General features: G+C 67.8%; 23 protein-coding genes. 10 read left to right on the top strand and 13 right to left on the bottom strand.

The window, feature by feature from the left end; all coding sequences use genetic code 11:
- The first annotated feature begins 33 nt into the window (after nt 1-33).
- Genes metX through B9Y82_RS13605 form a run of 3 tightly spaced genes read left to right on the top strand, consistent with a single transcriptional unit; the run spans nt 34 to nt 3,361 of the window.
- A complete protein-coding gene (gene metX / locus B9Y82_RS13615) occupies nt 34-1,065 on the top strand; it encodes a homoserine O-succinyltransferase MetX (protein ID WP_100473625.1) in 1,032 nt (343 codons plus the stop codon).
- The gene (locus B9Y82_RS13610) at nt 1,062-2,297 is read left to right on the top strand and encodes an O-succinylhomoserine (thiol)-lyase (protein ID WP_046432019.1); all 1,236 of its coding nucleotides are present in this window, start codon (nt 1,062-1,064) and stop codon (nt 2,295-2,297) included. Before metX ends, B9Y82_RS13610 begins: the two co-directional genes overlap by 4 nt.
- Nucleotides 2,294-3,361: a homoserine dehydrogenase gene (locus tag B9Y82_RS13605; RefSeq protein WP_100473624.1), complete on the top strand. Its 1,068-nt coding sequence runs from the start codon at nt 2,294-2,296 to the stop codon at nt 3,359-3,361. Before B9Y82_RS13610 ends, B9Y82_RS13605 begins: the two co-directional genes overlap by 4 nt.
- Nucleotides 3,362-3,417: 56 nt before the next feature.
- Here the strand turns inward: B9Y82_RS13605 and B9Y82_RS13600 are convergent, their stop codons facing one another.
- Both B9Y82_RS13600 and B9Y82_RS13595 read right to left on the bottom strand, forming a co-directional pair.
- Nucleotides 3,418-4,413: an alpha/beta fold hydrolase gene (locus B9Y82_RS13600; RefSeq protein WP_100473623.1), complete on the bottom strand. Its 996-nt coding sequence runs from the start codon at nt 4,411-4,413 to the stop codon at nt 3,418-3,420.
- A gap of 127 nt (nt 4,414-4,540) precedes the next feature.
- Nucleotides 4,541-5,923 (bottom strand): L-serine ammonia-lyase, encoded by a 1,383-nt coding sequence (locus B9Y82_RS13595; protein ID WP_049456519.1) that lies wholly within the window; start codon nt 5,921-5,923, stop codon nt 4,541-4,543.
- Nucleotides 5,924-6,022: 99 nt separating this feature from the next.
- Between B9Y82_RS13595 and B9Y82_RS13590 the strand changes: the two genes are divergently transcribed.
- Complete coding sequence (locus B9Y82_RS13590; protein WP_100473622.1) at nt 6,023-6,253, top strand: glutaredoxin family protein; 231 nt, start codon at nt 6,023-6,025, stop codon at nt 6,251-6,253.
- 83 nt (nt 6,254-6,336) lie between these two features.
- On the opposite strand, the gene B9Y82_RS13585 is transcribed toward B9Y82_RS13590, so the two are convergent.
- The 3 genes from B9Y82_RS13585 to B9Y82_RS13575 are packed head-to-tail and all read right to left on the bottom strand — an operon-like array spanning nt 6,337 to nt 8,126.
- Nucleotides 6,337-6,909 (bottom strand): YceI family protein, encoded by a 573-nt coding sequence (locus B9Y82_RS13585; protein ID WP_100473621.1) that lies wholly within the window; start codon nt 6,907-6,909, stop codon nt 6,337-6,339.
- 3 nt (nt 6,910-6,912) lie between these two features.
- Complete coding sequence (locus tag B9Y82_RS13580; RefSeq protein WP_100473620.1) at nt 6,913-7,485, bottom strand: cytochrome b; 573 nt, start codon at nt 7,483-7,485, stop codon at nt 6,913-6,915.
- Complete coding sequence (locus tag B9Y82_RS13575; RefSeq protein ID WP_100473619.1) at nt 7,482-8,126, bottom strand: YceI family protein; 645 nt, start codon at nt 8,124-8,126, stop codon at nt 7,482-7,484. Before B9Y82_RS13575 ends, B9Y82_RS13580 begins: the two co-directional genes overlap by 4 nt.
- Nucleotides 8,127-8,290: 164 nt before the next feature.
- On the opposite strand from B9Y82_RS13575, the gene B9Y82_RS13570 reads away from it, so the two are divergent.
- Together B9Y82_RS13570 and B9Y82_RS13565 are read left to right on the top strand one after the other, a co-directional pair.
- Nucleotides 8,291-11,833 (top strand): sensor histidine kinase, encoded by a 3,543-nt coding sequence (locus B9Y82_RS13570; protein WP_100473618.1) that lies wholly within the window; start codon nt 8,291-8,293, stop codon nt 11,831-11,833.
- A 96-nt stretch (nt 11,834-11,929) separates the two neighbouring features.
- Complete coding sequence (locus tag B9Y82_RS13565) at nt 11,930-15,457, top strand: hybrid sensor histidine kinase/response regulator (RefSeq protein WP_100473617.1); 3,528 nt, start codon at nt 11,930-11,932, stop codon at nt 15,455-15,457.
- A 183-nt stretch (nt 15,458-15,640) separates the two neighbouring features.
- Here B9Y82_RS13565 and B9Y82_RS13560 read toward each other — a convergent pair whose 3' ends face one another.
- The 6 genes from B9Y82_RS13560 to B9Y82_RS13535 form a co-directional block, all read right to left on the bottom strand.
- On the bottom strand, nt 15,641-16,555 hold the full coding sequence (locus tag B9Y82_RS13560) for an IS110 family transposase (RefSeq protein ID WP_100473616.1): 915 nt from the start codon (nt 16,553-16,555) through the stop codon (nt 15,641-15,643).
- Between the two features lie 521 nt (nt 16,556-17,076).
- Complete coding sequence (gene mdtD, locus B9Y82_RS13555) at nt 17,077-18,486, bottom strand: multidrug transporter subunit MdtD (protein WP_100475236.1); 1,410 nt, start codon at nt 18,484-18,486, stop codon at nt 17,077-17,079.
- Between the two features lie 92 nt (nt 18,487-18,578).
- On the bottom strand, nt 18,579-19,661 hold the full coding sequence (hemE, locus tag B9Y82_RS13550) for a uroporphyrinogen decarboxylase (protein WP_100473615.1): 1,083 nt from the start codon (nt 19,659-19,661) through the stop codon (nt 18,579-18,581).
- Between the two features lie 25 nt (nt 19,662-19,686).
- Complete coding sequence (locus B9Y82_RS13545) at nt 19,687-19,926, bottom strand: WGR domain-containing protein (RefSeq protein ID WP_100473614.1); 240 nt, start codon at nt 19,924-19,926, stop codon at nt 19,687-19,689.
- Between the two features lie 122 nt (nt 19,927-20,048).
- A complete protein-coding gene (aroB, locus tag B9Y82_RS13540; protein ID WP_100473613.1) occupies nt 20,049-21,161 on the bottom strand; it encodes a 3-dehydroquinate synthase in 1,113 nt (370 codons plus the stop codon).
- The gene (locus tag B9Y82_RS13535; RefSeq protein WP_100473612.1) at nt 21,158-21,700 is read right to left on the bottom strand and encodes a shikimate kinase; all 543 of its coding nucleotides are present in this window, start codon (nt 21,698-21,700) and stop codon (nt 21,158-21,160) included. Before B9Y82_RS13535 ends, aroB begins: the two co-directional genes overlap by 4 nt.
- Before the next feature lie 101 nt (nt 21,701-21,801).
- Here B9Y82_RS13535 and B9Y82_RS13530 point away from each other — a divergent pair, with 101 nt between their 5' ends.
- Entirely contained in the window at nt 21,802-22,005 is a 204-nt protein-coding gene (locus B9Y82_RS13530) for a dodecin family protein (protein WP_012511846.1), read from the top strand.
- Nucleotides 22,006-22,011: 6 nt separating this feature from the next.
- On the opposite strand, the gene B9Y82_RS13525 is transcribed toward B9Y82_RS13530, so the two are convergent.
- The gene (locus B9Y82_RS13525; protein ID WP_100473611.1) at nt 22,012-22,839 is read right to left on the bottom strand and encodes a kinase; all 828 of its coding nucleotides are present in this window, start codon (nt 22,837-22,839) and stop codon (nt 22,012-22,014) included.
- A gap of 40 nt (nt 22,840-22,879) precedes the next feature.
- Here B9Y82_RS13525 and pdxH point away from each other — a divergent pair, with 40 nt between their 5' ends.
- From pdxH to B9Y82_RS13510, 3 genes are all read left to right on the top strand, one after another.
- The gene (pdxH, locus tag B9Y82_RS13520) at nt 22,880-23,479 is read left to right on the top strand and encodes a pyridoxamine 5'-phosphate oxidase (protein ID WP_100473610.1); all 600 of its coding nucleotides are present in this window, start codon (nt 22,880-22,882) and stop codon (nt 23,477-23,479) included.
- A 9-nt stretch (nt 23,480-23,488) separates the two neighbouring features.
- The gene (locus B9Y82_RS13515) at nt 23,489-23,848 is read left to right on the top strand and encodes a hypothetical protein (protein ID WP_100473609.1); all 360 of its coding nucleotides are present in this window, start codon (nt 23,489-23,491) and stop codon (nt 23,846-23,848) included.
- 160 nt (nt 23,849-24,008) lie between these two features.
- Nucleotides 24,009-24,470, top strand: a complete 462-nt coding sequence (locus B9Y82_RS13510) for a DoxX family protein (RefSeq protein WP_100473608.1) — start codon at nt 24,009-24,011, stop codon at nt 24,468-24,470.
- Between the two features lie 136 nt (nt 24,471-24,606).
- On the opposite strand, the gene prpR is transcribed toward B9Y82_RS13510, so the two are convergent.
- On the bottom strand, nt 24,607-26,190 hold the full coding sequence (gene prpR / locus B9Y82_RS13505; protein WP_100473607.1) for a propionate catabolism operon regulatory protein PrpR: 1,584 nt from the start codon (nt 26,188-26,190) through the stop codon (nt 24,607-24,609).
- Nucleotides 26,191-26,339: the final 149 nt, after the last annotated feature.

Here is a 26,339-nt window from a genome sequence, read left to right as displayed (position 1 = left end):
GCTCGATGGCCGATTCCCCAACCGGATCCCGCCATGAGCTTCGCCGCCAGTACCGCCATTCGCCCCGAACCCTTTGTCCCCGTCAGCGTGCCGGTCGAAGACCGCGTGCATGCCGAGCGCGGTGAGTTCGCCGCGGTGCTGTCGATGCGCCACGCAGGCCCCAGCCCGGTGCGCCTGCGCTATGAGTGGGTCGGCCCGGCCAATGCACCGGTGGTGGTGCTGGCCGGTGGCATTTCCGCCCACCGCCACGTGGCGTCCAACGCACAGTTCAGCGAGAAGGGCTGGGCCGAAGACCTGGTGGGCAGCGGGCGCGCGCTGGATCCGCAGCAACTGCGCGTGCTGGCCTTCGATTTCATCGGTGCCGACGGTGCACTGGATGTGCCGATCGATACCGCCGACCAGGCCGATGCATTGGCGCTGCTGCTGGACCACCTCGGCATCCGCGCGCTGAAGGCGTTCGTGGGCTACTCCTACGGCGCGCTGGTCGGCCAGCAGTTCGCGATCCGTCATCGTGCCCGCGTGCGCCAGCTGGTGCTCGCCAGCGGCGCGCACCGTCCGCATCCGTATGCCGCCGCATGGCGCGCACTGCAGCGCCGCGCGGTCGCGCTCGGCCAGCTGCAGTGCGGCGAAGACCATGGCCTCGCCCTGGCGCGGCAGTTCGCGATGCTCAGCTACCGCACGCCAGAAGAATTCGGCGAGCGCTTCGATGCCGCGCCGGAGGTCATCAACGGCCGCGTGCGCGTGGCCGCCGAAGACTATCTCGACGCCGCCGGTGCGCAGTACGTCGCGCGCACGCCGGTGACCGCCTACCTGCGCCTGTCCGAATCGATCGACCTGCATCGCGTTGATCCCACCGCGATCCTGCCGCCGACCGTGGTGGTGGCGGTGGAGGGCGACCGCCTGGTGCCGCTGGCCGACCTGGTCGGCCTGGTCGAAGGGCTGGGTCCGCGCGGCAGCCTGCGCGTGCTGCGCTCGCCCTACGGCCACGACGCCTTTCTCAAAGAAACCGATCGCATCGACGCGATCCTCGCCACCGCCTTCCGCACTTCTGGAGAGTCCGCATGAGCCTGCACGCCAACGAGCCGTCCTGTAGTCGTACCACTGCCGCCGTCCGTGCCGGCATCGATCGGGACACCGCGCATGGCGCGGTCACGCCGCCGATCGTGCTGTCGTCGAACTTCAGCTTTGAAGGCTTCGGCAACAAGCGCCAGTACGACTATACGCGCAGTGGCAACCCGACCCGTGACCTGCTCGGCGAGGCGCTGGCCGAACTGGAAGGCGGCGCCGGCGGCGTCATCACTGCGACCGGCATGGGCGCGATCAACCTGGTGCTGAACGCGCTGCTTCAGCCGGGCGACACCCTGGTGGTGCCGCACGATGCCTACGGTGGCAGCTGGCGCCTGTTCAATGCGCTGGCAAAGAAGGGCCACTTCGAGCTGGTCACCGCCGACCTGACCGATCCGCGTGCGCTGGCGCAGGCGCTGGCCACGCAGCCGAAACTGGTGCTGGTGGAAACCCCGTCCAATCCGCTGCTGCGCATCACCGACCTGCGTTTCGTCATCGATGCCGCGCACAAGGCTGGCGCACTCGTGGTGGTTGACAACACCTTCCTGTCGCCGGCCCTGCAGCAGCCGCTGTCGTTTGGCGCGGACCTGGTGCTGCACTCCACCACCAAGTACATCAACGGACACAGCGACGTGGTCGGCGGCGCAGTGGTTGCGCGCGATCCGGCGCTGCACGAGCAGCTGGTGTGGTGGGGCAATGCGCTGGGCCTGACCGGCTCGCCGTTCGATGCCTTCCTGACCCTGCGCGGCCTGCGCACGCTGGACGCGCGCCTGCGCGTGCACCAGGAAAACACTGCGTCCATCGTTGCCCTGCTGGACCAGCATCCGGCGGTCGGCGCGGTGTACTACCCGGGCCTGGCCGATCACCCGGGCCACGCCATCGCCGCGCGCCAGCAGAATGGCTTCGGCGCGATGCTGTCGTTCGAACTGGCGCACTGTGCCGGTGATGATCCGCACGCGGCGGTGCGTGCGTTTGTCGACGGGCTGCGCTGTTTCACCCTGGCCGAATCGCTGGGCGGCGTCGAAAGCCTGATCGCGCATCCGGCCACCATGACCCATGCAGCGATGACCGCCGAAGCACGCGCAGCGGCTGGCATCAGCGAAGGGCTGCTGCGCCTGTCGGTCGGCATCGAGGCCGAGCGTGACCTGCTGGCGGACCTCGGCGCTGCGCTGCAGCGCGCCGAAGCCGTGATCGATGCGGCTGCGCGCCGCAAACAGGTGGTGGATGCATGAGCGCGCTCGCCGCTGAAATTCCTGTGCTGGGCGCAGGACGCCTGGCGCTGCTGGGCACCGGCACGGTCGGCTCGGCCTTCGTGCAGCGCTACCAGTTGCTGCAGGCACGCGGGCTGGAACTGCCCAGCGTGCAGTGGCTGGCCAATTCACGTACCGCGCTGGAGATTGATCGCGACCTGGTGCTGCCATTGGAACTGGCACGTCGCGCACCACGCGATGGCCAGAGTTCGCCGCCATGGGCGAGCGCCGAAGGGCTGGAACGGGGCGACGTGGTAGTGGATGCGACGGCCAGTGAAGACGTGGCCGCCCGCCACGTGCAATGGTTGGCGCGCGGCGTGCACGTGGTGACCGCCAACAAGCTGGGCCGTGGCGCGCAGCTGGCCCGTGCGCAGGCCATTGCCGAAAGCTGTGCCGACAGTGGCGCGCGTTATGGCGACAGCGCGACCGTGGGTGCTGGCCTGCCATTGCTGAGCAGCCTGCGCGCGCTGGTGGCCGGTGGCGATCACATCCACGCCATCGAAGGCGTGCTGTCCGGTTCGCTGGCGTGGCTGTTCCATCGCTATGACGGCCAGTCGCCGTTTTCGGCGGCGGTGCGCGAGGCACTGGCGGCCGGTTACACCGAACCCGATCCGCGCCTGGACCTGTCCGGCGAGGACGTGCGCCGCAAGCTGTTGATCCTCGCGCGCAGCAGCGGGCTGGCACTGGATGCGTCGCAGGTGCAGGTGGATTCGCTGGTGCCTGATGCGCTGGCGGCGTTGCCGCTGGAAGATGCCGTGGCTGCGTTGGAGCAGCTGGATGCGCCGCTGCAGGCGCGCTGGCAGCAGGCACGTGACAACGGTCGCGTACTGCGTTTCGTTGGCCGTGTTGACGGCGAAGGTGCGCAGGTGGGCCTGCGCGAGCTGCCCGCCGATCATCCCTTGGCGCAGGGCGCGGGCACCGACAACCGCGTGGCCATCCACAGCGATCGCTACCGCCGCCAGCCGTTGTTGATCCAGGGGCCGGGCGCGGGCGCGGAAGTTACCGCAGCCGCGTTGCTGGATGACGTGCTGCGGATCGTGGGTTGATCACATGGTTCCTGTAAGGCCGAGCGCATGCTCGGCGCTACAGAAGCAGCCGTCGGTCAGCGGGACTTCAAGGCCTTCAACAACGCGGCGTTGAACTGCTTCGGGTCCTGTACCTGCGGCGAATGGCCCAGTCCGGCGAACTCAACCAGCGTCGCGCCGGGAATCGCTGCGGCCGCTGCCTTGCCGAGTACCGGATAGTTGCCCAGCGCCGCCTTCACCGCAGGCGGTGCCAGGTCACGGCCGATCGCAGTGCGGTCCTTCTGGCCGATGAACAGCGTGGTCGGCACCTGCAGGTTCTTCAGTTCGTACACCACCGGTTGGTTGAACACCATGTCCGAGGCCAGCGCCTGGCTCCATGCAACGGCCTGCTTGCCCGGGCCTTCGTACATGCCCGACTGCATCCGCGCCCACGGTTCGTAGGCGGGTTTCCACGTGCCGTCGTAGTACACGTCCAGCTGGTAGCGGCGGATGCTGTCATAGCTGGTTTTGAGTTCTCCGGCATACCACGCATCGACGCTGCGCCAGGGAACGCCCAGCGCTTTCCAGTCCTCCAGCCCGATGGGATTGACCAGCGACAGCGTGCGCAGGTCCTGCGGGAACATCAGCGCGTAGCGCACCGCGAGCATGCCGCCCATCGAGTGACCGACCAGGTGCACCGGCGTATCCCCCAACTGCAGCTGCTGCAACAGGGCATGGGTGTTGGCAGCCAGCTGCGCAAACGTGTACTGATAGCGTTCGGGCTTGCTGGACTTGCAGAAACCCACCTGGTCCGGAGCGATCACCCGGTAGCCTGCGTTCAACAGCGGCGCGATGGTCTGCTGCCAGGTGGCGGCGCAGAAATTCTTGCCGTGCAGCAGTACCACCACGCCGATGGCGCGGCGTTTGGGCAGGACGTCCAGGTAGGCCATCTCCAACGGCTGCCGCTGCGACTCCAGCGCGAAGGTCTTCACCGGATAGCCGTAATCGAAGCCTTCCAGCCGCGGGCCATAGGTCGGCGTGGCAAGGGCGGACAGTGGCAGGCAGGCAAGCAGGGCAGCGGCGATCACGCGCATGGGGCAATCCGGGGCAGGGGAAGCCCGAGCCTAACCGGAACGTGGTGATGGTGTCGTCCGATCCAGAGCCGAGCCCATGCTCGGCTGCTCCTGCCCCATCAGCCGAGCATGGGCTCGGCTCTACAGCTCAGCACTCGATGACGTTCACCGCCAGGCCACCGCGGCTGGTTTCCTTGTACTTGTCCTGCATGTCGCGGCCAGTATCGCGCATGGTCTTGATGACCTTGTCCAGCGACACCTTGTGCTTGCCGTCGCCACGCATGGCCATGCGCGAAGCATTGATCGCCTTCACCGCGCCCATCGCGTTGCGTTCGATGCAGGGGATCTGCACCAGGCCGCCGATCGGGTCGCAGGTCAGGCCGAGGTTGTGTTCCATGCCGATTTCCGCAGCATTCTCGATCTGGCTCGGGTTGCCGCCCAGTGCCGCAACCAGGCCACCGGCCGCCATCGAGCAGGCCACGCCCACTTCGCCCTGGCAGCCGACTTCAGCCCCGGAAATCGAAGCGTTTTCCTTGTACAGGATGCCGATCGCCGCCGAGGTCAGCAGGAAGTCGAACACGCGCTGTTCGTTGGCGCCGGGGCAGAAGCGGTCGAAGTAATGCAGCACCGCCGGCAGCACACCGGCGGCGCCGTTGGTCGGTGCGGTCACCACGCGGCCACCGGCGGCGTTTTCTTCGTTCACTGCCAGCGCGTACAGGTTGACCCAGTCCAGCGTGGTCAGCGGATCGCGCATCGCCGCTTCCGGCTTCGACGACAGCTCGCGGTACAGCGCCGGTGCGCGACGACCGACCTTCAGGCCACCCGGCAGCACGCCTTCCTCGCGGATGCCACGCGCGACGCAGGACTGCATCGCGCTCCAGATCTCGCGCAGGTTGGCGCGGATCTCGTCTTCGCTGCGCCAGCACTTCTCGTTCTCGAACATCAGCTGGGCGATGCTCAGGCCGCTGCGTGCGGTCTGCGCCAGCAGCTCGTCGCCGCTCTTGAACGGGTAGGGCAGCGGGGTCTCGTCGGGCACGATGCGGTCATCGGCCGCGTCGTCCTGGTTGACCACGAAGCCGCCACCGACCGAGTAGTAATCGCGGGTGGCGATCACTTCGTCGTCGGCGTTGTACGCGGTGAAGCGCATGCCGTTGGTGTGGTACGGCAGCTTCTGGCGCTTGTTCATGCCGAGGTCGCGCTTCTCGTCGAAGGCGATCTCGTGCTGGCCCATCAGCTGGATGCGCTTGCTGCTGCGGATGCGCTCCAGGGTGGCCGGGATGATGTCCGGGTCGATCAGGTTCGGCCGCTGGCCTTCCAGGCCCAGCAGGATCGCCTTGTCGGTGCCATGGCCGCGGCCGGTCAACGCCAGCGAGCCATAGACATCGGCGCGGATGCGCGCGACCTCGTGCAGGCGGCCCGGATCGAGCAGCCAGCGATGGATGAATCGCTCGGCGGCCTTCATCGGCCCGACGGTGTGCGAGGAACTCGGGCCAATGCCGATCTTGAAAACGTCGAACGTGCTGACAGCCATGGATGCCAAACTGCGGGTACCGGACAAGCGGCTATTCTAGCGGCTTGCCGGGCCATCCGATGGCTGCGGCGCAGCATTTCCGCCACGGGAGCCTGACCGGTGTTGACCCTGATCCAGCGTGACGATTGCCACCTGTGCGACCTGGCGCTGGCCGAACTGGCCAAAGCGCGGGCGCCGGAGTTCGAGTCGGTGTTCCTCGATGACCAGCCGGCGCTGGAAGCGCGCTATGGCGCGCGGGTGCCGGTGCTGCGCGACGAGCAGGGCGAGCGCGAGCTGGACTGGCCGTTCGATGCGGCCACGGTGCAGGCCTGGCTGGCCGCAGGGCGTTGAATCTTGCGGTAGTGCCGGCCGCTGGCGGGCAACCCCGCCATGCCCGGTGATGCCGGCCAGCGGCCGGCACTACCAGACCCGCTTTATTTCGCGTCGAACTTCACGATCGTGCTGATTGCGGTGTCGTCCGGGATGGTCTTGGTGTCCGCCCAGTCACCGCCGCCGACGCCGAAGTCCAGGCGCTTGACCGTGGCCTTGCCGGTCAGCACCGGCTGGGTGCCCGGCTTCCAAGTGAAAGTGAGGGTGACCGGCTTGCTGACGCCGCGCAGTTCCAGGGTGCCATCGGCGGCGAACTGGTCGTTGCCCACCGCGCGGAAGCCCTTGGCGGTGTAACGCGCGGTGGCGAACTTGCTGACATTGAAGAAGTCGGCGCCCTGCAGGGTCGAGTCACGATCGCTGTTGCCGCTCTTGGCGCCAGCCAGCGGAATCACCACGTCCAGCGAACCGGCGGCCGGGTTGGCCGGGTCGAAGCTGAGCTTGGTGGCAAAGCCCGGGAAGCTGCCGGTGAACACTTCGCCGTCGTACTTGGTGGCGAACACCAGGATCGAGCCGGCGCCCGGGGCCTGCGCATAGTCCGCAGCAAGTACCGGGGCGGTAGCCAGCATGCCGGCCAGGGCGGCGGCCACGGCGGCCGGAGTGGTCAGTTTCAGGTTCATCGGTCAGTCCTTCTGAGGGGAGGCGAGCCAGCCGCGCGGCAACATGCGGGACAGCGTTGCATCGCGCTGGAACAGGTGGTGGTAGAAGGCAGCGCCGGCATGGGCCAGCACCACCGCGATCAACAGCCAGAAGCCGTATTCGTGGAGGGCATGGGACACCGCGACGACCTGCGGGTCGGGGCCGCTCAGCTTGGGCACGTCGACCAGGCCGAACCAGCGGAACGGGCGCAGGCCACTGGCCGAGTCGTACAGCCAGCCCGACAGCGGGATGGCGAACATCAGCACATACAACAGCACGTGGGTGGCACTGGCGATGCGTTCCTGCCAGCTGGGCACGCCCGGCACCGGCTTCGGTGCCCCGGCATACAGGCGCCAGCCGAGACGGAACAGCACCAGCGCCAGCACGGTGATGCCGATCGACTTGTGCGCGGTGTAGACCCAGAAGTACCTGGGCGTCTTGGGCAGTTCGCCCATGGTCAGGCCAACCACGCCCAAGGCGAGGATCAGCAGTGCGATCAACCAGTGCAGGATCTGGCTGACACTCCCCCAGGCGGCAGGGGTGTTCTTGGCGGTCATGAAGGGTCCTTGGGGGCCGTCGTGTTGTCGGAGTGTGGAACGGGAGCGGGAGTTCCCGGGGCGTCGCTGCGGTCGAGGGTGGCTTCAGCCTCGATCCGCACCTGTACCGCATCACCGATGACGCCCGGCCAGGCGGTGATGCCGAACGCGCGCCGGCTCAGCGTAGTACTGGCGGAAAACCCGGCGGTGCGTCGGAATGGAGGGAGCGGGTAGCGCTTGAGCGCGTTGAGGGTCACGTCCAGGGTGACTTCCTGGCTGACCCCGCGCAGAGTCAGCGTGCCGATCACATGCGCACGCTTGGCGTCGATCGGTTCGACCCGGCTGGAGACGAAGCGTGCGCTGGGGAATCGCTCGCCGTCGAGCAGGCTGCGGGCCAGCGTGGCCTGGTTCCACTTGGCGTCGCCCAGGTCCAGTCGCGACACGGGGATGTCCACTTCCAGGGTGGCGTCGCGCCAGTTGTCGGGATCGAACAGCACGCGGCCTTCGCTGCCGGACACCGTGCCCATGGCCTGCGAGTAACCCGCGTGGTCGATGGAGAACAGCACCCGCGTATGCACCGGATCGAGGCGATAGGTGTCAGCGGCCGCCCAGGCAGGGGCGGTGGCGAGCAGCATCGGCAGCAGGGCCAGGCAGGGACGCATCGATGGCGGGCTCCGGAACGGGACGCTGTGATCATACGCACAGCCCCCTGCCAACGTTGCGTGCATGGCTGCAACAGTTCGTGGTGGCGCCATCGCTGGAAACACGCTGTTGCAGCCATGAACCCGGCCCTGTGTGACAATCGGCCCAGGACAGGGGGTTCAGGATGACGAGCGGCTGGCGCCAGTGGTGCCGTGGCATCGCAGGTATGGGTCTGCTGCTGGTGGCGATGGCCACGGCGGCTGCAACCCTGGACATGGCAGAAACACCGCGCCTGCGCCGATTCGGTGCCGCCGAAGGCTTGCCGTCGCGCATGGTGGTGGCGCTGGCCGAGGACCGCCAGGGCCACATCTGGGCGGCCACTGACGGTGGGCTCGCCCGTTATGACGGCAACAGCCTGCGGGTCTGGGAGCACGATCCGGAACAGCCGGGCTCGCTGCCTGGAAACGAGATCGAGACCCTGCTGATCGACCCGCTGGACCGGGTCTGGCTGGGCATCAACGGCAAGGGCGTTGCCCGCCTGGATGCCGATCGCGAACGCTTCCGGACCTTCGACACGGTCAATTCCACCTGCCAGGGGCAGTTCTGGGCACTGGCCTATGTCGACGACGCCTTGTGGATCGGTACCAACAACCATGGCGTCTGCCGTCTTGGCGAAGATGGCAGCGTGCGCCTTTTCACCCATGATCCAGCGCATCCGGGTGGCCTGCCCAGCAACAGCATCTTCACCAGCCTGGTCGATGCACAGGGCCGCCTGTGGGTGGGCACCGAAGCCGGTGTGGCACGTTGGAATGGCAGCGGGTTCGAGCCGGTAGGCGCGCGGGAACTGGGTACGCTGAGCGTGCTCCGGTTGAGCCGTGATGCGGAGGGTTCGATCTGGGTAGGCAGCCAGAACGATGGCCTGTACCGCATCGATGGCCAGGACCGGGTCAGTCGCCCGCGCTGGCCCGACAGCGCCCAGCTGCGCTCGGCCCTGGTCCTGGCCGATCGCCAGGGGGGCTACTGGGCTGGCACCTCCGATGGCCTGTTGCGAGGGGATGCGGCTGCGCTGCGCCGGCTGGAAGGCGACCGCGGCAGCGGCTTCCTGACCGCGCACAGCGGCGTGCTCGATCTGCTGCAGGATCACGAGGGCGGATTGTGGGTGGCGCTGCTGACCCAGGGCCTGGCCTATCTGCCGCCGGACTGGCGGCGCTTCTCGATCTGGAACCAGCTCGACGGCAAGCCGCTGGACAGCCAGTACCTGTTGAGCGCGGCCAGCGACGGGAAGAACTACTACGTCGGCTCGGCGCGAGGGGTGTACCAGCTGGATGCGCAGGGCACCCTGCGCCTGCTGGCCAGCGACCGGCAGCTCGGCAATGGCGTGGTGTGGTCGGTGTTGCCGCGCCCGGATGGTCGCCTGTGGCTGGGACGCGGCGGTCGCATCACCGTCTACGATCCGGCCACCGGCGCGCTGCGCGATCTGCGGATCGATGGCAGTGCCGACCTGCGCCAGCGCATCGACCTGATGCGGCAGGCGCCTGACGGCACGGTGTGGGTGTCGGTGATGGGCCTGAACCTGCAGCAGCGCAGTCCGGACGGGCGGCTGCTGCACAGCTATCCGCTGGAGCATTTCCGCGGAACGGCCGATGCGCCGATCGAGCAGATCCGCTTCGACGCCCATGGCCGGCCCTGGGTGATGGGCGACATGGGCATCTGGCGCGAGCAGGCTGGACGCTTCGAGGCAGTACCGGGCGTTTCGCGCGGGCCCATCTACGACCTGGTGTGGATCGATCCGCAGCAGTTGTGGCTGGCGCGCCAAGGTGCGTTCGAGCGCTACCAGTGGGATGGCATGAGCCTGCGCCTGATCCAGCGCATCGACGCCAGTGCGGGCGTGCCGCCGGTCACCATGGGGGGGCTGGCGCTGGCCGACAATGGCCAGCTGTGGGCCACCACGCCGCGCGGCCTGCTGCGCTGGGACCCGAAGACGCGGCGCCTGCAGCAGTTCAACGAACGCGATGGCCTCTCCGATGCGGAGTTCACCGGCCGCCCGCCGGCGGTCAACGCCGATGGCCGCGTGCTGGCCGTCACCCAGACCGGGTTGGTTGCCTTCGATGTGAATGCCGACGACACCGTGCTGCCGTCTTCATCGCTGGTGATCGCCGAAGTGCGGGTGCGCCGCGATGATGCGCGCGGCTGGCAACCGTTGCCGGTCACCGGCACCCTGTTGCTGGGACCGGATGACCGCGATCTTCAGATCGATGCACGGCTGCTGTCCTACGCCAGCCCGCAGGGCAACCGTTACCGTTTCCGCGTGCAGGGTTACGATCAGGATTGGGTGGAGCAGGGTGGCGATGGCCAGCGCACCCTGTCGCGGCTGCCGACCGGCAGCTACGTCATCGAGGTGCAGGCGGCGACCGCCCGGGGCGCATGGACGCCTTCGCAGCAGTTGCATGTGAAGGTGCTGCCGCCGTGGTGGCGCAGCGGCATGGCGATTTTCGGTTACATCCTGCTGGGGTCGCTGCTGTTGGTGGTCCTGGTCTGGTCGGTCCGCGCGCGGCTGCGTCGTCGCCAGCAATGGCAGCTGACGGTGCACAAGCAGCAGCTGGCCGAGCAGGCCTCCCAGGCCAAGAGCCGTTTCCTGGCCACGCTTGGCCACGAAGTGCGCACGCCGATGACCGGCGTGCTGGGCATGAGCGAGCTGCTGCTGGCCACTCCGCTCGATCCGGTGCAGCGCGGTTACGCGGGGTCGATCCAGCAGGCCGGCAGCCATCTGCTGCGGCTGGTCAACGATGCGCTGGACCTGGCCCGCATCGAAGCCGGGCGGCTGGAGCTGGACCTGCATCCGTTCGACCTGGAGGAGCTGCTCGACCAGGTGCAGGGCCTGATGCAGCCGATGGCGCAGCAGCGCCAGCTTGAATTCCAGCGTGGTGAGGACCCCGCAGGGCCGGTCAGCGTCAGCGGCGACGAAATGCGTGTGCGCCAGATCCTGCTGAACCTGCTCGGCAACGCCATCAAGTTCACCGAGCGTGGCCACGTCGGCCTGGCCGTACGCCTGGAAGAAAAGGGCGGCCTGTGTTTCGAAGTGCATGACAGTGGCCCGGGCATCAATGCCGAGCAGCAGCAGCGCCTGTTCCATCGATTCGAACAGGCCGACGGCCCGCGCACCGCATCGCGCTACGGTGGCAGCGGGCTGGGGCTGGCGATCTGCCAGGAACTTGCGATGGCCATGGGCGGATGTATCGAAGTGGAAAGCCAGCCAGGCAAGGGCGCGCGGTTCCGTGTGCGCCTGCCATTGCCCTGGACGCGGCAGTCCGCCAGCACGGCGGGCGAGGTGGCGGCCCTGCCGGAACTGCCGCCGCTGCGCATCCTGCTGGTCGAGGACGATGCCACGGTGGCCGAAGTCATCGCTGGTCTGCTGCGAGTGCGCGGGCACGAGGTGGTGCACGTGCTGCATGGCCTGGGCGCGCTGTCGGAGATCGCCACCGAGGGTTTCGACGTCGGCCTGCTCGATCTTGATCTGCCCGCACTGGACGGTACGGCCATCGCCCGCCAGCTGCGCACCATGGGCTATGAACTGCCCCTGGTGGCAGTGACTGCCCGTTCCGATGCCTATGCCGAAACCCAGGTACTGGCCGCAGGCTTCGATGGCTTCCTGCGCAAGCCGGTGACCGGCGACCTGTTGGTGGCAGCCATCGCCCAGGCGCGTGCGAAACGGCAGGCGACTGCGTGACTGCGTCGGCGTCGGGCGTGAACGGCGCGACTTTCGGTTTACCATGCCGACGCCCGCAGCGCGGGAATCATCAGGATCAGCGTGAGGAGGCAATCGGTGGTGTATCTGCGGGCGGCGATGCTGCTGCTGGTCCTGCTGTGCTGCGCGTTGCCCGCTGCGGCACAGCCGGTGCCTCCCAGCCCGCGGCAGGTGACGGTGTTCGATGGCTTGCCGTCCAATACCGTCAACCGCATGGCCGAGGACCGGTACGGTTACCTGTGGATCGCCACCAACGATGGCCTGGCCCGTTATGACGGGCGCACCTACCGGGTGTGGCGCTCGGAGGACGGGCTGCGTGACAACCGCATCTGGACGGTGCTGGTCGATGCCCGCAACCAGCTGTGGATAGGGACCGAGAATGCCGGCCTGGTGCGCATGTCGGCCGACCGCCGGCAGCTGCACTTCTACGACCGCAGCAGCCAGCCGTTGATGGGCACCAACACGGTCTGGAGCCTGGCCAGCACGCCTGACGGCTCGATCTGGTTCGGTACCCACGAAGGTGGCCTGTATCGATTGGACAGCCATGACCGCCTGCAGCGCTTCCTGCCCGAGCCGAACAATCCGCGCAGCCTGCCCTCCGCGTCGGTGCCCTACCTGGCCACGCTGCCCGATGGCAGCCTGTGGATCGGCACCAAGCATGGCGTGGCGCGCTGGACCGGGACCGACTTCGAGCGTGTCGGTACGGACGTCATTCCCAGTCTGCTGATCAACGGCTTGACCACCGAACCGGATGGCAGCCTGTGGATCAGCACGTTGGCCGGGGCCACCGTGCGCCGCCCGGATGGGCGCTTCGAGGCACCCCCGTGGAAGCTTCCGCCGGGCGAGCAGGTGCTGGGCATGATGCTGCGCGACGAGCAGGGCGGGCACTGGCTGGATACGCGCACCGGGCTGGGGCGCGCGGTCGATGGCCAGTACCAGACCGTGCCGCTGTACAGCGCGATCGCGCGCGGGCCGGTACGACCGAACTGGACCGGTGCCTATGAGGATCGGGAGGGGGGCATCTGGTTGGCCAGCACCAATGCCGGGCTGTGGCACCTGCTGCCACGCTGGTGGCAGTTCTCGGTGCTGTCGCGCCTGGAGGACGACCCCAGTTCGCTGCGCAATGCGCTGGTGCTGGGCACCAGCCCGTCCAGCAATGGCGGCGTCTGGACCGTGGGCAGCCATGGCGCGCTGGATCGCTTCGACCCGAAAACCGGCAGGATCGAGCAGCACCGTACCTGGGTCAACGGCATGCACTGGTTGTCGTCGGTGCGTGAGGACCGTCGCGGCCAGGTCTGGATCGGGTCGACCGATGCGCTGGTGCGCTACGACCCGCAACGGCGCGACGTGCGCCGCTGGGGGCGCGACGCCGGTGCCGATGCAGCGATGGAAGGGGTCATCGAAGCGATGATGACCTGCGATGGCGACAGCCTCTGGTTGATGCTGCCCGCAGGCCTGCAGCAGCGCGACCTCGACGGGCGCGTGCGTCGCCAGCTGGACAATGGCCAGCGTGGACTGCAGCAGGGCCAGCTCAACCTCGATGTGGAATGCGGTCCGCAGGACCACATCTGGCTGGCCAGCAGTCGTGGCCTGCTGCAGTGGTTGCCGGAAAGCGAGCGCTTCCAGCCGGTGCCGGGGGCGCCGGCAACCGCCATCCATGCGCTGCATGTGGGCGGCGATGGCCAGGTCTGGTTGTCCGAGGACGGGCGCCTGTCGCGATATCGCTGGAGCCAGGGGCGCCTGGAACGGCAGGCGGTGGTCGGTGCCGAACAGGGCTATCCGGCGATCTCCGCCTCTGGCCTGGTGGTGGATGCGCAGGGCGTGGCCTGGGCGACCAGCGCACGCGGCCTGGTACGTGTCAGCGCCGATGGGCAGAGCGTGCGCCTGTATGGCGTGCACGACGGCCTGCCAAGCCAGGAGTTCCGCGAGCACACCTTGATTGCAGCAGCCGATGGCCACCTGGTGGCCGGAACAGCGGCGGGCGCCGTGGTGTTCGACCCGGAGCAGGTGCGGCCTTCGGTACGTCGCGCCCCACTGGTGATCGAGCGGGTGGAAGTGCGCCGCAACGAGCAGGTGCTGGACATGACCCACGATGCACCGTTGCAGATCGCCGATGGCGACCGCGACCTGCGCATCGTCGCGCGATTGCTGTCCTTCGCCGACTCGGCGTCCAATACCTACCGCTACCGCTTGGCGGGCTACGATCCGGATTGGGTCGAAGTCGGCCCGGCGGGCGAGCGCCTGTTCTCGCGCCTGGCGCCGGGAAGTTACCGGCTGGAAGTACAGGCACGCTCGGCCGACCATGTGTGGTCGCGGGTGCAGAGCCTGGAATTCCGCGTGCAGCCGCCGTGGTGGCGCAGCCTGTCCGGCCTGCTGGTGCTGGCGTCGGTCGGATTGCTGCTGACCAGCTGGTTCGCCTGGCTGTACCGACGCCGCCTGCAGCGGCGCCACGCCTACCAGTTGGCGCTGCACAAGCAGGAACTGGCCGAGCAGGCCTCGGCGGCCAAGACCCGCTTCCTGGCCAACCTTGGCCATGAGATCCGTACACCGATGACCGGCGTGCTGGGCATGAGCGAGTTGCTGCTGGCATCACCACTGGACCCGCAGCAGCGTGGCTACACGCAGTCGATCCGGCATGCTGGCGAGCACCTGCTGCACCTGGTCAACGATGCGCTGGACCTGGCGCGTATCGAGTCCGGCCGCCTGGAACTGCAGTCGCAGTCGTTTGCCTTGAATGGCCTGTTGCACGACCTCGCGGCCCTGATGGGCCCGCTGGCCGCACAGAAGGGCCTGCGCTTCACCCTCGACAACCAGCTGCCGCCGGGCCTGCAGGCGACCGGTGATGCCATGCGCGTGCGGCAGATCCTGCTCAACCTGTTGTCCAATGCAGTGAAATTCACCAGCCGCGGCACGATTACCCTGCATGCACGCTGCGATGGCGAACTGCGCGCGCTGCATTTCGAAGTGCGCGATACCGGCCCCGGCATCAGCCAGGAACAGCAGCAGCGCCTGTTCCGCCGCTTCGAGCAGGCCGACGGTGCACGTACCGCAGCGCAGTACGGTGGCAGCGGCCTCGGCCTGGCGATCTGCCGCGAGCTGGCCCATGCAATGCAGGGGCGGATCCAGGTGGAGAGCCAGCTGGGCCGAGGCACCTGTTTCGGCGTGACCCTGCCGTTGCCACTGGTGGTGGACAGTGATGCCGAGGCGTCCGGGGAGGGCAATCGCGACGAGGCGGCGAACATGCCACCGCTGCGGGTGCTGCTGGTCGAGGACGATGCCACCGTGGCCGATGTGGTGCGGGGGCTGTTGAGCGCACGCGGCCACGAGGTGGTGCATGCGGGCCACGCGCTGGCGGCGCTGCGCGAGATCAGTGCCGGCGATTTCGACGTCGGCCTGCTGGATCTGGACCTCCCGGGCCTGAGCGGCTTCGAACTGGCCCAGCACCTGCGCAACCAGGGCTACATGCTGCCGTTGCTGGCGGTGACCGCACGCACCGATCCGGACCTTCAGCAGCAGGTGGAAGCGGCCGGCATCGGTGGCTTCCTGCGCAAGCCGGTGACCGGCGAGCTGCTGGTGGAAGCGATCGCCAGGGCGATGGGAAGGTAGGGATTCAGCAGGGCCTGCGGCCCTGGTACACGCCATCGCATGCGCGCTGTCGCTCCCACGCTTCGCTGCGCGAAACGCGGGCCCCTCTTACCAGCACCCATACCCCGGCCGCTTCGCGGCCGCCCCCTGACTCAGGGGGCTTTCCCTCGAGACCTGTCCTGGTGGCCAGTAGCAACTGTCTTGTCAGGGGCTGCCGAGGGCCACCTCGGCGTCCCGTTTGCGGGCATTGAGGATCACCAGCATTTTGCGCATGACCGCCACCAGTGCCACCTTGCTCGCTTTGCCCTTGGCCTTCAGGCCAGCGTAAAACGCACGCAGCCGTGGCTCGTACCGGATGGCTGTCAGCGCCGCCATGTAGAGGGCTTCACGTACCACCGCGCGCCCACCACTGATGCGCCGTTGGCCCTGCCAGGTGCCACTTTCGCGGTTCATTGGGGCCAACCCCACCAGCGACGCTATGGCTTTGCTTCCCAGGCGACCCAGTTCGGGCAGCTCGCAGGCCAGTGTGCTGATCAGGATGGGGCCGACGCCTTTGAGAGAGCCGATGTCTTTCCAGCCAGGCTGTCCTTCAAGCTGCTCGGCAATGGCTTTATCCAACTGCTTCAGGTCGTCAGACAGCTGCGCTATATGGCGTTGCTTTATTGCAATCAGGTCCGGATCAGCCAAGCGCCGCAGGCGCTGCATCTCACTGACCCGCATCTGCACCAGATGCCTGCGGCATTGCCCAAATTCAGCCAGTCGCTGTTGCCAGGGTGCAGGCGGTACGTAGCGGGTCAGCGGCAACAGATGGGCCATCTGCGCCAGTACCGTGGCATCGAGCCGATCGGTTTTAGCGGCCCGGCCCGTGCCTTGCGCAAATCGCCGCGCACGCGCCGGATTGATGCGCACCACGGGAAGGCCAGCAGCGTACAGTGCATCCAAAGCAGCACGCTCGTAACCCCCGCTCGCCTCAAGAACGACCTGCTTGATCGCCCACTTCTTCAGCCATCGGATCAAGCGCAGAAAGCCGCGCTTGTCGTTGCTGAATTGACGAAACTGCTCTTCATGAACAGCCACATCCAGGGTGGCTTTGCTCACATCGATCCCGATCCCAAACATGGCAGATCTCCGCTAGGCTGACAGGGTCGAGAGCTCCCCCCGCTTGCCCAGTCTTATCAGTTCGAGCGCCAACTCAACCAACTGTTCGGGCAGTTCAGGGAGAATCCGGCGTGGGGACCCAAGCTACTTCTCGGTCGCAAGACCTGGATCCACACGGTCGCCCACGCCGGGCTCTCGGCACCCAAGGTGCCAGATCGGCAAGAGATAAGATCCACGCCATGCGTGGATGAATCTCTGCCAGATATCAAAATGGATCTGACCCTATGTTCATTTCGATTTCTGACCGATGTGTCGACCAAGGTCGACAGCCACCAACAGCAGCGACCATCTGTCAGAGGTGGGGCGGTGTCGGGTTGCGGGGTGTCAGCCGCATGGATGCGGCTGCCAAGCCTACAAGGACGTACTTGCGGCGTCCCCGCAACCCGACACCGCCCCACCATCCCACGGAATGCTGCTTTGGCTGTTGCTTCAGCCGTTGCCGTTGCGTGTAGCGGGTGCAGGGCCGCAGGCCCTGCCAGACCTCACTCCGCGACGTGCTCGACCTGCCGCGGTTCAGGCTTGGTGTCGGGCAGCTGCCAGAAGATCATCGTCGAGGTCAGCGTGATCGCGCCCACGCACAGGAACGTGGCATGCAACGCCGCAGTAGCGTCGGTGCTGTCCAGGTGGGTGCCGAACGCGGCCAGCAGGCTGCCGGCGGCTGCGGCGCCGAAACCGGCGGCCAGCATCATCACCATCGACAGCAGGCTGTTGCCGGAACTGGCAAATTCGCGGTCCAGATCGCGCAGGGTCACGGTGTTCATCACGGTGAACTGCAGGGAATTGACCGCGCCGAAGAACGCCAGCTGCAACAGGCGCCAGGCCAGGTGCTGGCCCGGTGTCATCAGGATGAAGCTGGCCATTGCCAGGCCGACCAGCACGGTGTTGACCATCAGCACGCGGCGGTAGCCGTAGCGCTCGACCAGCTTTACCGCCAGCTTCTTCGACACCATGCCGGCGGCCGCCACCGGCACCATCATCAGGCCAGCGTGCATCGGGCCCAGGCCGAGGCCGACCTGCAGCAGCAGCGGAATCAGCATCGGCATGGCGCTGCTGCCAATGCGCGAGAACAGGTTGCCGAGAATGCCGATGCGGTAGCTGGGCACGCGGAACAGTGCCAGCGAGAACAAGGGCGCAGTGGAGTTGGCGGCGTGCAGCCAGTAACCCACCAGCGCGGCCAGGCCGGCGACGGTCATCAGCATGACCAATGCGTGTGGCGTACCGAGCCCGGAGATGCCGTCCAGCGCCAGCGACAACACCACCATCGCGAAGGCCAGCATGATGTAGCCGCGCAGGTCGAAACGTGTGCGATGGCTGGCGTAGTGGTCGGGCATGATCTTCATCGCGGCGATGAAACCGATCACGCCGATCGGCAGGTTGATCAGGAACACCCAGTGCCACGAGGCGATCTCGACCAGCCAGCCGCCCAGCGTCGGGCCGATCAACGGGCCGACCAGGGCCGGGATGGCGATGAAGCTCATCGCGCGCAGGAAATCCTCGCGCGGCACCGAACGCATCACTGCCAGCCGACCGACCGGCAGCAGCATCGCACCGCCGATGCCCTGCAGCACGCGCGCGCCGACCAGCTGGTGCAGGTGCTGGGCCAGCGCGCAGGCCAGCGAGCCGAGGGTGAACAGGATGATCGCCACCAGGAAGGTGCGCCGGGTGCCGTAGCGGTCGGCGATCCAGCCCGAGGCAGGAATGAAGGTGGCCACCGCCAGCGCATAGCTGAACACCACCGACTGCATCTGCAGCGGGCTCTCGCCCAGGCTCGCCGCCATTGCCGGCAGGGCCGTGTTGACGATGGTCGAGTCCAGCATCTGCATGAAGATCGCCAAGGACACCAACCACAGCAGGGGGCGGTGGCGGTTGTAGGTCGATGACGATGTAGGCATGGCGTGCGGCCGGTGCAGCGTGGGGACCGCCATGATCGCGCAATGCGGGTCACGGCGCGATCAAGGACGCGCCGTACCTGCATGCGCAATGCTCAGCGTTGGCTGTGCGCGTGCACCGCGTCGACCAGAACCTGCACATGCGCAGGGTCCATGTCCGGCGACATGCCATGGCCGAGGTTGAACACATGGCCCTCGCGCGAACCGCCGTTGCCGGCCGCGTAGGTGTCGAGCACGCGCGCGGCGGCCGCGGCGATCGCATCCGGTGAAGCGTACAGCGTGGTCGGGTCGAGGTTGCCCTGCAGCGCGACGCGGCCACGGGTGCGGCGCATCGCCTCGTCCAGGTCCAGCGTCCAGTCCAGGCCCAGTGCATCGGCACCGGTCTGCGACAGCGCTTCCAGGTGCAGGCCGGTGCCCTTGCCGAACAGGATCAGCGGGGTGCGCTCGCTGCCCTCGCCACGGTCCAGGCCCTGGGCAATCCGCTGCAGGTAGCGCAGCGAGAACTCGCGGTACATCGCCGGCGAGAGTACGCCGCCCCAGGTGTCGAACACCTGCAGCGCCTGCGCACCGGCCGCGCGCTGCGCGCCGAGGTAGGCAATCACCGCTTCGGTGGTGACCTCCAGCAGGCGATGCAGGGCCTGCGGATGGTTCAGCGCCATCGCCTTGATGCGCGCGAAATCCTTGCTGCCGCCGCCTTCCACCATGTAGCAGGCCAGCGTCCACGGGCTGCCGGAGAAGCCGATCAGCGGCACCTGGCCGTCCAGCTCGCGGCGGATCAGGCGTACCGCATCCATCACGTAGCCCAGGTCCTGTTCCATGTCCGGCACCGCCAGCTTGGCGATGGCCGCTTCATCACGCACCGGGTGGCGGAACTTCGGGCCTTCGCCTTCGACGAAGTACAGCTCCAGGCCCATCGCATCGGGAATGGTGAGGATGTCCGAGAACAGGATGGCCGCGTCCAGCGGGAAGCGGCGCAGCGGCTGCAGGGTGACTTCGCAGGCGATCTCCGGGGTCTTGGCCATGGCCAGGAAACTGCCTGCCTTGGCCCGGGTCGCGCGGTATTCCGGCAGGTAGCGGCCGGCCTGGCGCATCAGCCAGACGGGGGTGCAGTCCACCGGTTCGCGGCGCAGGGCGCGCAGCAGGCGATCGTTGCGGAGAGGGCTGGTCACGATGGGCATTCCTTGGACGGGAGGAGCAGCGGCGTCAGTCGCCGTGCGAAAGGATCTGGAAGCCGCGATGCAATTCGGCATCGCGGGCCTTCTCGAAGGCGTGGCGGGCTTCGTCGGCCTGCAGGAACAGTTCGCGCCGCAGCTGCGAGCGGCTGCCGACGCGGCCGCTCTCGCGCAGCAGCTCCCAGCCACCGAACAGGTCCGGCAGCAGGCTCAGGCGCAGGAAACGCGGTGCCTGCGCACCGGCGTCGGGATGTTGCAGGAAGACGTGCATGGCGCCGATTGTAGCGGGGCCAGGGTGACCCCGGCCGCAACGCGGTCGTGCCGGCCGCTGGCCGGCAGTCTCATGAAACCTCCCCGGTAGCGCCGGGCCATGCCCGGCGAGCGCGGAAACGATCAGCCCGCGCCCAGCACCTTCAGCACCGCCGCTTCATCCACGTCCGGCACCACTTCAGCGCGGCCCATGCCACGCCACAGCACCAGGCGCAGGCGGCCGGCCACGTTCTTCTTGTCCAGGCGCATGCGGCCGAGCAGGGCCTGCGGGTCCAGCCCGTCCGGGATCGCCACCGGCAGGCCGAGGCGTTCCAGCAGCGCCTGCAGGCGCGCGCGGTCGGCGTCGTCGGCCAGGCCGAGGTCGGAGGACAGCTTTGCCGCCAGCACCATGCCCACCGCCACCGCCTCGCCATGGTTCAGCGCATCGCGGCCCGGGGCCGAATAGCCCTGTTCGGTCTCGATGGCATGGCCGAAGGTATGGCCGAGGTTGAGCAGGGCACGCTCGCCCTTCTCGAACGGATCGCGCTCGACGATGGCAGCCTTGTGCCGGCAGCTGCGCGCGATGGCTTCGGAAAGCACGTTGTCTTCGCCGGCGATCAGCGCATCGGCATGCTGCTGCAGCCATTCGAAGAACACCGCGTCGCCGAGTGCGCCGTACTTCACCACTTCGGCCAGGCCGGCGCGCAGCTCGCGCGGCGGCAGGGTGGCGAGCACGCGGGTATCGGCGATCACCGCGCGCGGCGGATGGAACGCGCCGACCAGGTTCTTGCCGGCCGGAATGTCGACTGCGGTCTTGCCGCCCACCGACGAATCGACCATCGCCAACAGGGTTGTCGGAAGCTGTACGCAGTCCACGCCGCGCATCCAGCAGGCGGCAGCGAACCCGGCAAGGTCACCGACCACGCCGCCGCCGAGTGCGAACACGCAGGCATCTCGGGTGGCGCCGAGCGCGGCCAGCGCTTCGATCGCGCGGCCGAATTCGGCCAGGGTCTTGGAGGCTTCGCCCGCGGCCAGCACGTGCTCGCCGACGATCAGGTCGGGGCGTGCGGCCAACAGCGTCTGCTTCACGGCGTCCAGATAGCGCGGGGCCACTTCGCTGTCGCTGAGCAGCAGTACGTGGCGGCCGCGAACATGCGAGGCCAGCGCGGCGCCGTCGGCCTGGGCACCGGCGCCGATGGTGATGGAGTAAGGGCGGTCGCCGCCAACGGCGACCTGCAGCAGGGCGGGGGAAGTCATGCGGTCAGGTCCTGGCGCTGCCATTGCGTGGCCAGCTTGACCACCAGGTGGGCGGTCGCGTCGGCAGCGGTATACGGGTCGGTATCAAGGGTGAGGTCGGCCAGTTCGCGGTACAGCGGGTCGCGGTGTGCAGCCAGATCGTGCAGCACCTGCTCGCGGTCCGGGCGCTGCAGCAACGGCCGAGCCTTGTCGCGGGCCAGCCGTTCCAGCTGCGCGGCCACACTGACCCGCAGGTAGACCACGAAGCCGCGCCGGGCGATCAGTGCACGGTTGCCGGGATCCAGCACGGCGCCGCCACCGGTGGAAACCAGCTTGCCGCGGCCGTCCAGCACGCGTGCAAGGGCCTGGCGTTCATGGGCCCGGAAGCCGGCTTCGCCGGAATGCTCGAAAATGGTCGGGATGCTGGCGCCGGCGGCATCGACGATGGCCTGGTCGACATCGACGAAGTCCAGCGTGAAGCGCTCGGCCAGGCGGCGGCCGATGCAGGTTTTACCGGCGCCCATCGGGCCGATCAGGATCAGGTTCGGAGCAGGATTCATGCCCCTGTGATCCTAACACCTCTGTGCCGTGGCCTTTACGTTCTTCACGTCAGGGTGGCCGTTCCTGCGGGGGTTTTCCCGCGCCTGACGGAGTACCCGCCATGACGGTCGCCAAAGTCATCGAAATCAATGCGTCCTCGCCCAAGAGCGTGGAGGATGCCGTGCGCAGTGGCTTGAAGAAGGTGTCCGGGACGGTCAAGGGCATCCAGGGTGCCTGGATCAACGAAACCAAAGTGGTGACCGATGGCAACGGCGAAATCACCGAATGGCGGGTCAACCTGCGGGTGACGTTCCTGGTGGAATAGGCGCCCTCAGCGCACCGCCTGCACCTGGCGCTGGCCATCAAGCATCACCACGTGGTCGGCCAGGCGCGGGAGGGCATGCAGTGCCTGCCGGCTGACCCGCTCGTAGTACTGCACGAAGCGCTCCAGCTGCGGCCGGCTCATGCCGTGCCGGCCCGGCTGCGCGGCCTGCAGGTTCTGTTCCTGCTGCCAGCGCCAGCGCGGCACCACCGAGAAATCCGGCGGCTGCAGGAACCACAGGCGGTCGCAGCGCTGCCACAACGCAGGGTAGTCGCGGGCCAGCGCCTGGTTGCACCAGCGGCGCCAGCGGCCATCGCCGTCGGCCTCGCGCTCCAGCGCGTTCAGCGGACTTTCAAGCGCGTCGTCATCCTGTGCCGGTGTGCCCAGGAACCAGCCTTCGAATACCAGCAGGTCCAATGGTTGCTGCAACTGCGGCCATTGCGCCTCGGGCAGGCGCTCGTCGGCCAGCTTGTCGAAGCGCGGCATCGCGAAGGGCTGGCGTGCGGCCACCGCGTCCAGCACCGCGTGGGCCAGCGGCAGGTCATGGGTGCCGGGCGGGCCACGGGTGATCAGCAGCGGGTGCACCTGGCGGGCCAGTCGCTGGCGCTGCGCGCGGGTGAGGTAGACGTCATCGATCGACAACGTAGCGGCGTTCAGGCCGCGTGCCTGTGCGCGCGCCACCACCTGCGCGGCCAGCGTCGATTTGCCGCTCCCCTGCAGGCCGCTGATCGCCAATACTGGCACTGCTGCGCCGCTGCCCAGTGCATCGTCCAGCACCTGTTCGGCCAATGTTTCGGGGAATCCTTTCACCTGGGGCATATACGCAGCAGCGGCCATGCAGCCACAATAGCCCAATCCGTGTGAGAAGACCGCAATCATGAGCGACCTGTACGCCGAAGCCCTGTCCACGTTTGCCGGCCTGTTCGAAGAGGCCAAACAGAGCCGCGAGGTCGAGCCGAACGCGATGACCGTGGCCACCGCCGATACACGGGGCCGTCCCTCGGCGCGCACTGTGCTGCTGAAGGCCTTCGATGAGCGTGGCTTCGTGTTCTACACCCACCTGGACAGCCACAAGGGCCGGGAACTGCAGGCCAACCCACAGGCCGCGCTGCTGTTCCTGTGGCGCAGCCTGCGCGAGGCCGGCATCCAGGTGCGCATCGAGGGCCGTGTCGAGCAGGTGGCAGACACCGAGGCCGATGCCTATTTCGCCAGCCGCCCACGCATGAGCCAGATCGGCGCCTGGGCCTCGCAGCAGTCGAAGACGCTGGCAACGCGCGAGGAGTTCGACGCCCGCGTGGCCGAGATCGAAGCCCGCTTCGAAGGCAAGGACGTGCCCCGCCCGGATGGTTGGAGCGGTCTGCGCGTGGTACCCGACCGCATCGAATTCTGGTACGGCGCGCAGTTCCGGCTGCATGAACGCTGGTGCTATGAGGCCGGCGCCGAGGGGCGCTGGAGCAAGCGCCTGCTCTACCCGTAAGGCTGCGCGATGCAACGCCTGCCGATGTACCGCGTGGTGGTATTCGTGCCATCGGTAGCACTGGACGCGGTGAAGCAGGGCATCCTCGCCGTGGACGCACTGTCGGCCGGTGACTACGAGCACGGGATGTGGTGGTCGGCGCCGGGGTTCGAACAGTTCCGTCCCCGCGTGGGTGCGTCGCCCGCGCAGGGTGTGGCGGGTCGCACCGAAGTGGTCGGCAGCGTGCGCCTGGAACTCTGCCTGCCGCGTGATCCGCAGCGGCTGCAGTGCATCTTCGAGCAGGGCATCGTGCCGCATCATCCCTGGCAGGTGCCGGTGGTGCAGGTCGAGGAAATCGAGGTCCTGTTGGCCGACGGGCTGCTGCCGTAGAGTCGAGCCCTGCGCGGCTGCTGTTGTCCCGGCAGGGAAGGCAATCGAGCATGGCTCGGCACTACGGGAGCAGGTTGGCCGAACCGACCGGTTCGCTTCATCTGCGAGCAGGCCAGTGACCGGCACACTCCGACGAATGCCCTCGACTTCCGGAGTTGCCATGCCCTCCTGGCGTTGCCTGTTTGCCGTGCCTTCACCGCGCCGTGGCGTGGAAGCCTTCCTGCTGCTGCTCGCCCGCATCGTGGCCGGGGTGATGTTCTGTGTGTCCGGCTGGAACAAGCTGTTCACCGACGCGGGGCGTGAGCGCATGGTGCATACGCTGGTCGACGCGGGCATTCCGTTCCCGGTGTCCAGTGCGCCGGTACTGGGTGCGATTGAATGGATCGCCGGCGGCCTGCTGGTGCTGGGGTTGTTGAGCCGCCCCTCGGCCTTGCTGCTGGCGGGCATCTGTGCGGTAGCAGCACTGACCGATGGCATCACGCGCATTCCTGCGGGACTGAGCGTGCCGGATTGGCTGAGCTGGTTCTTCTACCTGAGCGAAGTGCCGCTTGGGGTGCTGCTGTTATGGGTTGCGGCGGCAGGGAGCGGTCGGTTCGCCTTCGAGGCACGTTGGGCGCGGTGAGCGTGCCTCGTCCGCACGCAGCCGGAGCGCGTCTGCAGCATCTGGCGTGTTCCGGTAGCTCCACGCCATGCGTGGTCGAGATGCTTGACGGAAGAGCGGTGCGAACCAGGGTTCGCACCCACCAGACAACGAGTGGTCACAACCCCTCCGCGCGCAGCCAGCGCCATAGCGTGGTGCGTGACACGCCCAGCGCCTGCGCCATGCCTTCGCGGTCATTGCGGTGCTCCTGCAGCAGTGTTTCCAACTGAGCGCGTGGCGGACGCCTGCCGCTGCTTTCCACGGGCAGTGCAGCGATGCCCTCATTGACCAGCTCGGGCGCCAGCTGCAGCAACCGGGCCGCGTCGATCAATCCTTCGCCGGATTGCCAGTGGATGCGCAGCCGATCCACCAGGTTGCGCAGCTCACGCACGTTGCCGGGCCACTCGGCGGTGGTCAGTATCGCCAGTGCGTCCTCATCCAGTGGTGCATCGATGCCCCGCAGCTGGCGGAAGAAATGCTGGGCCAGCAGCGGGATGTCCGCACGCCGCGCACGCAGCGGCGGCAGCGCGATGCGCAGCGCTGCCAGGCGGTAGTAGAGATCGCGCCGGAAGCTGCCGGCTGCCGCGCGCTGTTCCAGCGACTGCAGGGTGGCGGCCACCACGCGCAGGTCCACCGGCGTCGGCTCGGTGGCACCCACGCGCAGCACTTCACGTTCCTCCAGTACGCGCAGCAGCCGGGTCTGCAGCGGAAGCGGCAGCTCGCCGATTTCATCCAGGAACAGGGTGCCGCCATCTGCAGCTTCGACCAGGCCGACACGCCCCCCACGGCGTGCGCCAGTGAAGGCGCCATCGCTGTAACCGAACAATTCCGCCTCCAGCAGCGATTCGCTGATCGCGCCGCAGTTCAGCGCGACGAAGCGTCCACGACGACCGCTGGCGGCGTGCAGCTGGCGCGCGACCAGTTCCTTGCCGGTGCCGGTTTCGCCGCTGACCAGCACGGTGCTGTCATGTGGGGCGTAGAGCGCGATCTGCGCGCGCACCTGCGCCATCGCATCGCTGTCGCCGAGCAGTTCATGCGCATCGGCACGCGCTGCCGGGCGCCGGCGCGGGGCAGGGCGGTGGCTGCCGGAACGTGCCAGGGCCTGGGTCAGTTCCAGCGCATGTTCGAACGCCTGCCGTACCGAGTCGGCCGAATACAGCAGCACCCCGGGCAGGCCGGCCTGTTCGGCGTGGTCGATGGCCATGCCGGTGCCGACGATCACCTCGATGCCGTTGGCGCGCAGGTCGGCGATGCAGTCGCGCGCATCCTCGCGGGTGACGAAACGGCGATGCTCGATATCCAGGCCGAAGCTCTGCTGGAAATTGCTGAATACCGGTACGTCGCTGGCGTGGGTGACCAGGCCGATGCGGCTGGCGATGCGGCGGGCGCGGGCCAGCGCCTCCATCAGGTCGAAGCCGTTGGCCTGGATCGGCACCAGCGGCAGCTCCAGCCTGCCGCGCAGCCAGGCGGCGTTGGAGCCGCCGGCGATCACCACGTCGCAGTGCTCGCGTCGCAGGCGCTGGCCGATCACCTCCACCGCTTCCTCGAAGCCGAGGTTGATCTGCTCGATGCGCGCGCGGCGGTCGAACTCGGGAATGACGTCGCCGAGCAGGCCGGTCAACCGCGAGACGCTGACGGTCCAGATCACCGGGCGGCCGGGGTCGGCATCGGCGTGGCGCAGGGGCGAGCGGGGCAGGTACATGACGGTGAGGGGTGATCAGGGTGTTTCATGATACATCTGTTTCAACGTTTCATATGTTTCACTGTTGCGTGAGCGTCATCCCCGTGAAATCAACGGCTTGCAGCTTGGCATGGTGCTTGCGCCTACCCCGTCGTTCTTCAAACCTGGAT

Origin of the sequence: Stenotrophomonas maltophilia (genome assembly GCF_002799155.1) — a bacterium.
GTDB classification, from domain to species: Bacteria; Pseudomonadota; Gammaproteobacteria; order Xanthomonadales; family Xanthomonadaceae; genus Stenotrophomonas; species Stenotrophomonas maltophilia_R.
The sequence above is the reverse complement of the archived record's forward strand: the minus strand, read 5'-3'. Positions and strand labels throughout refer to the sequence as shown.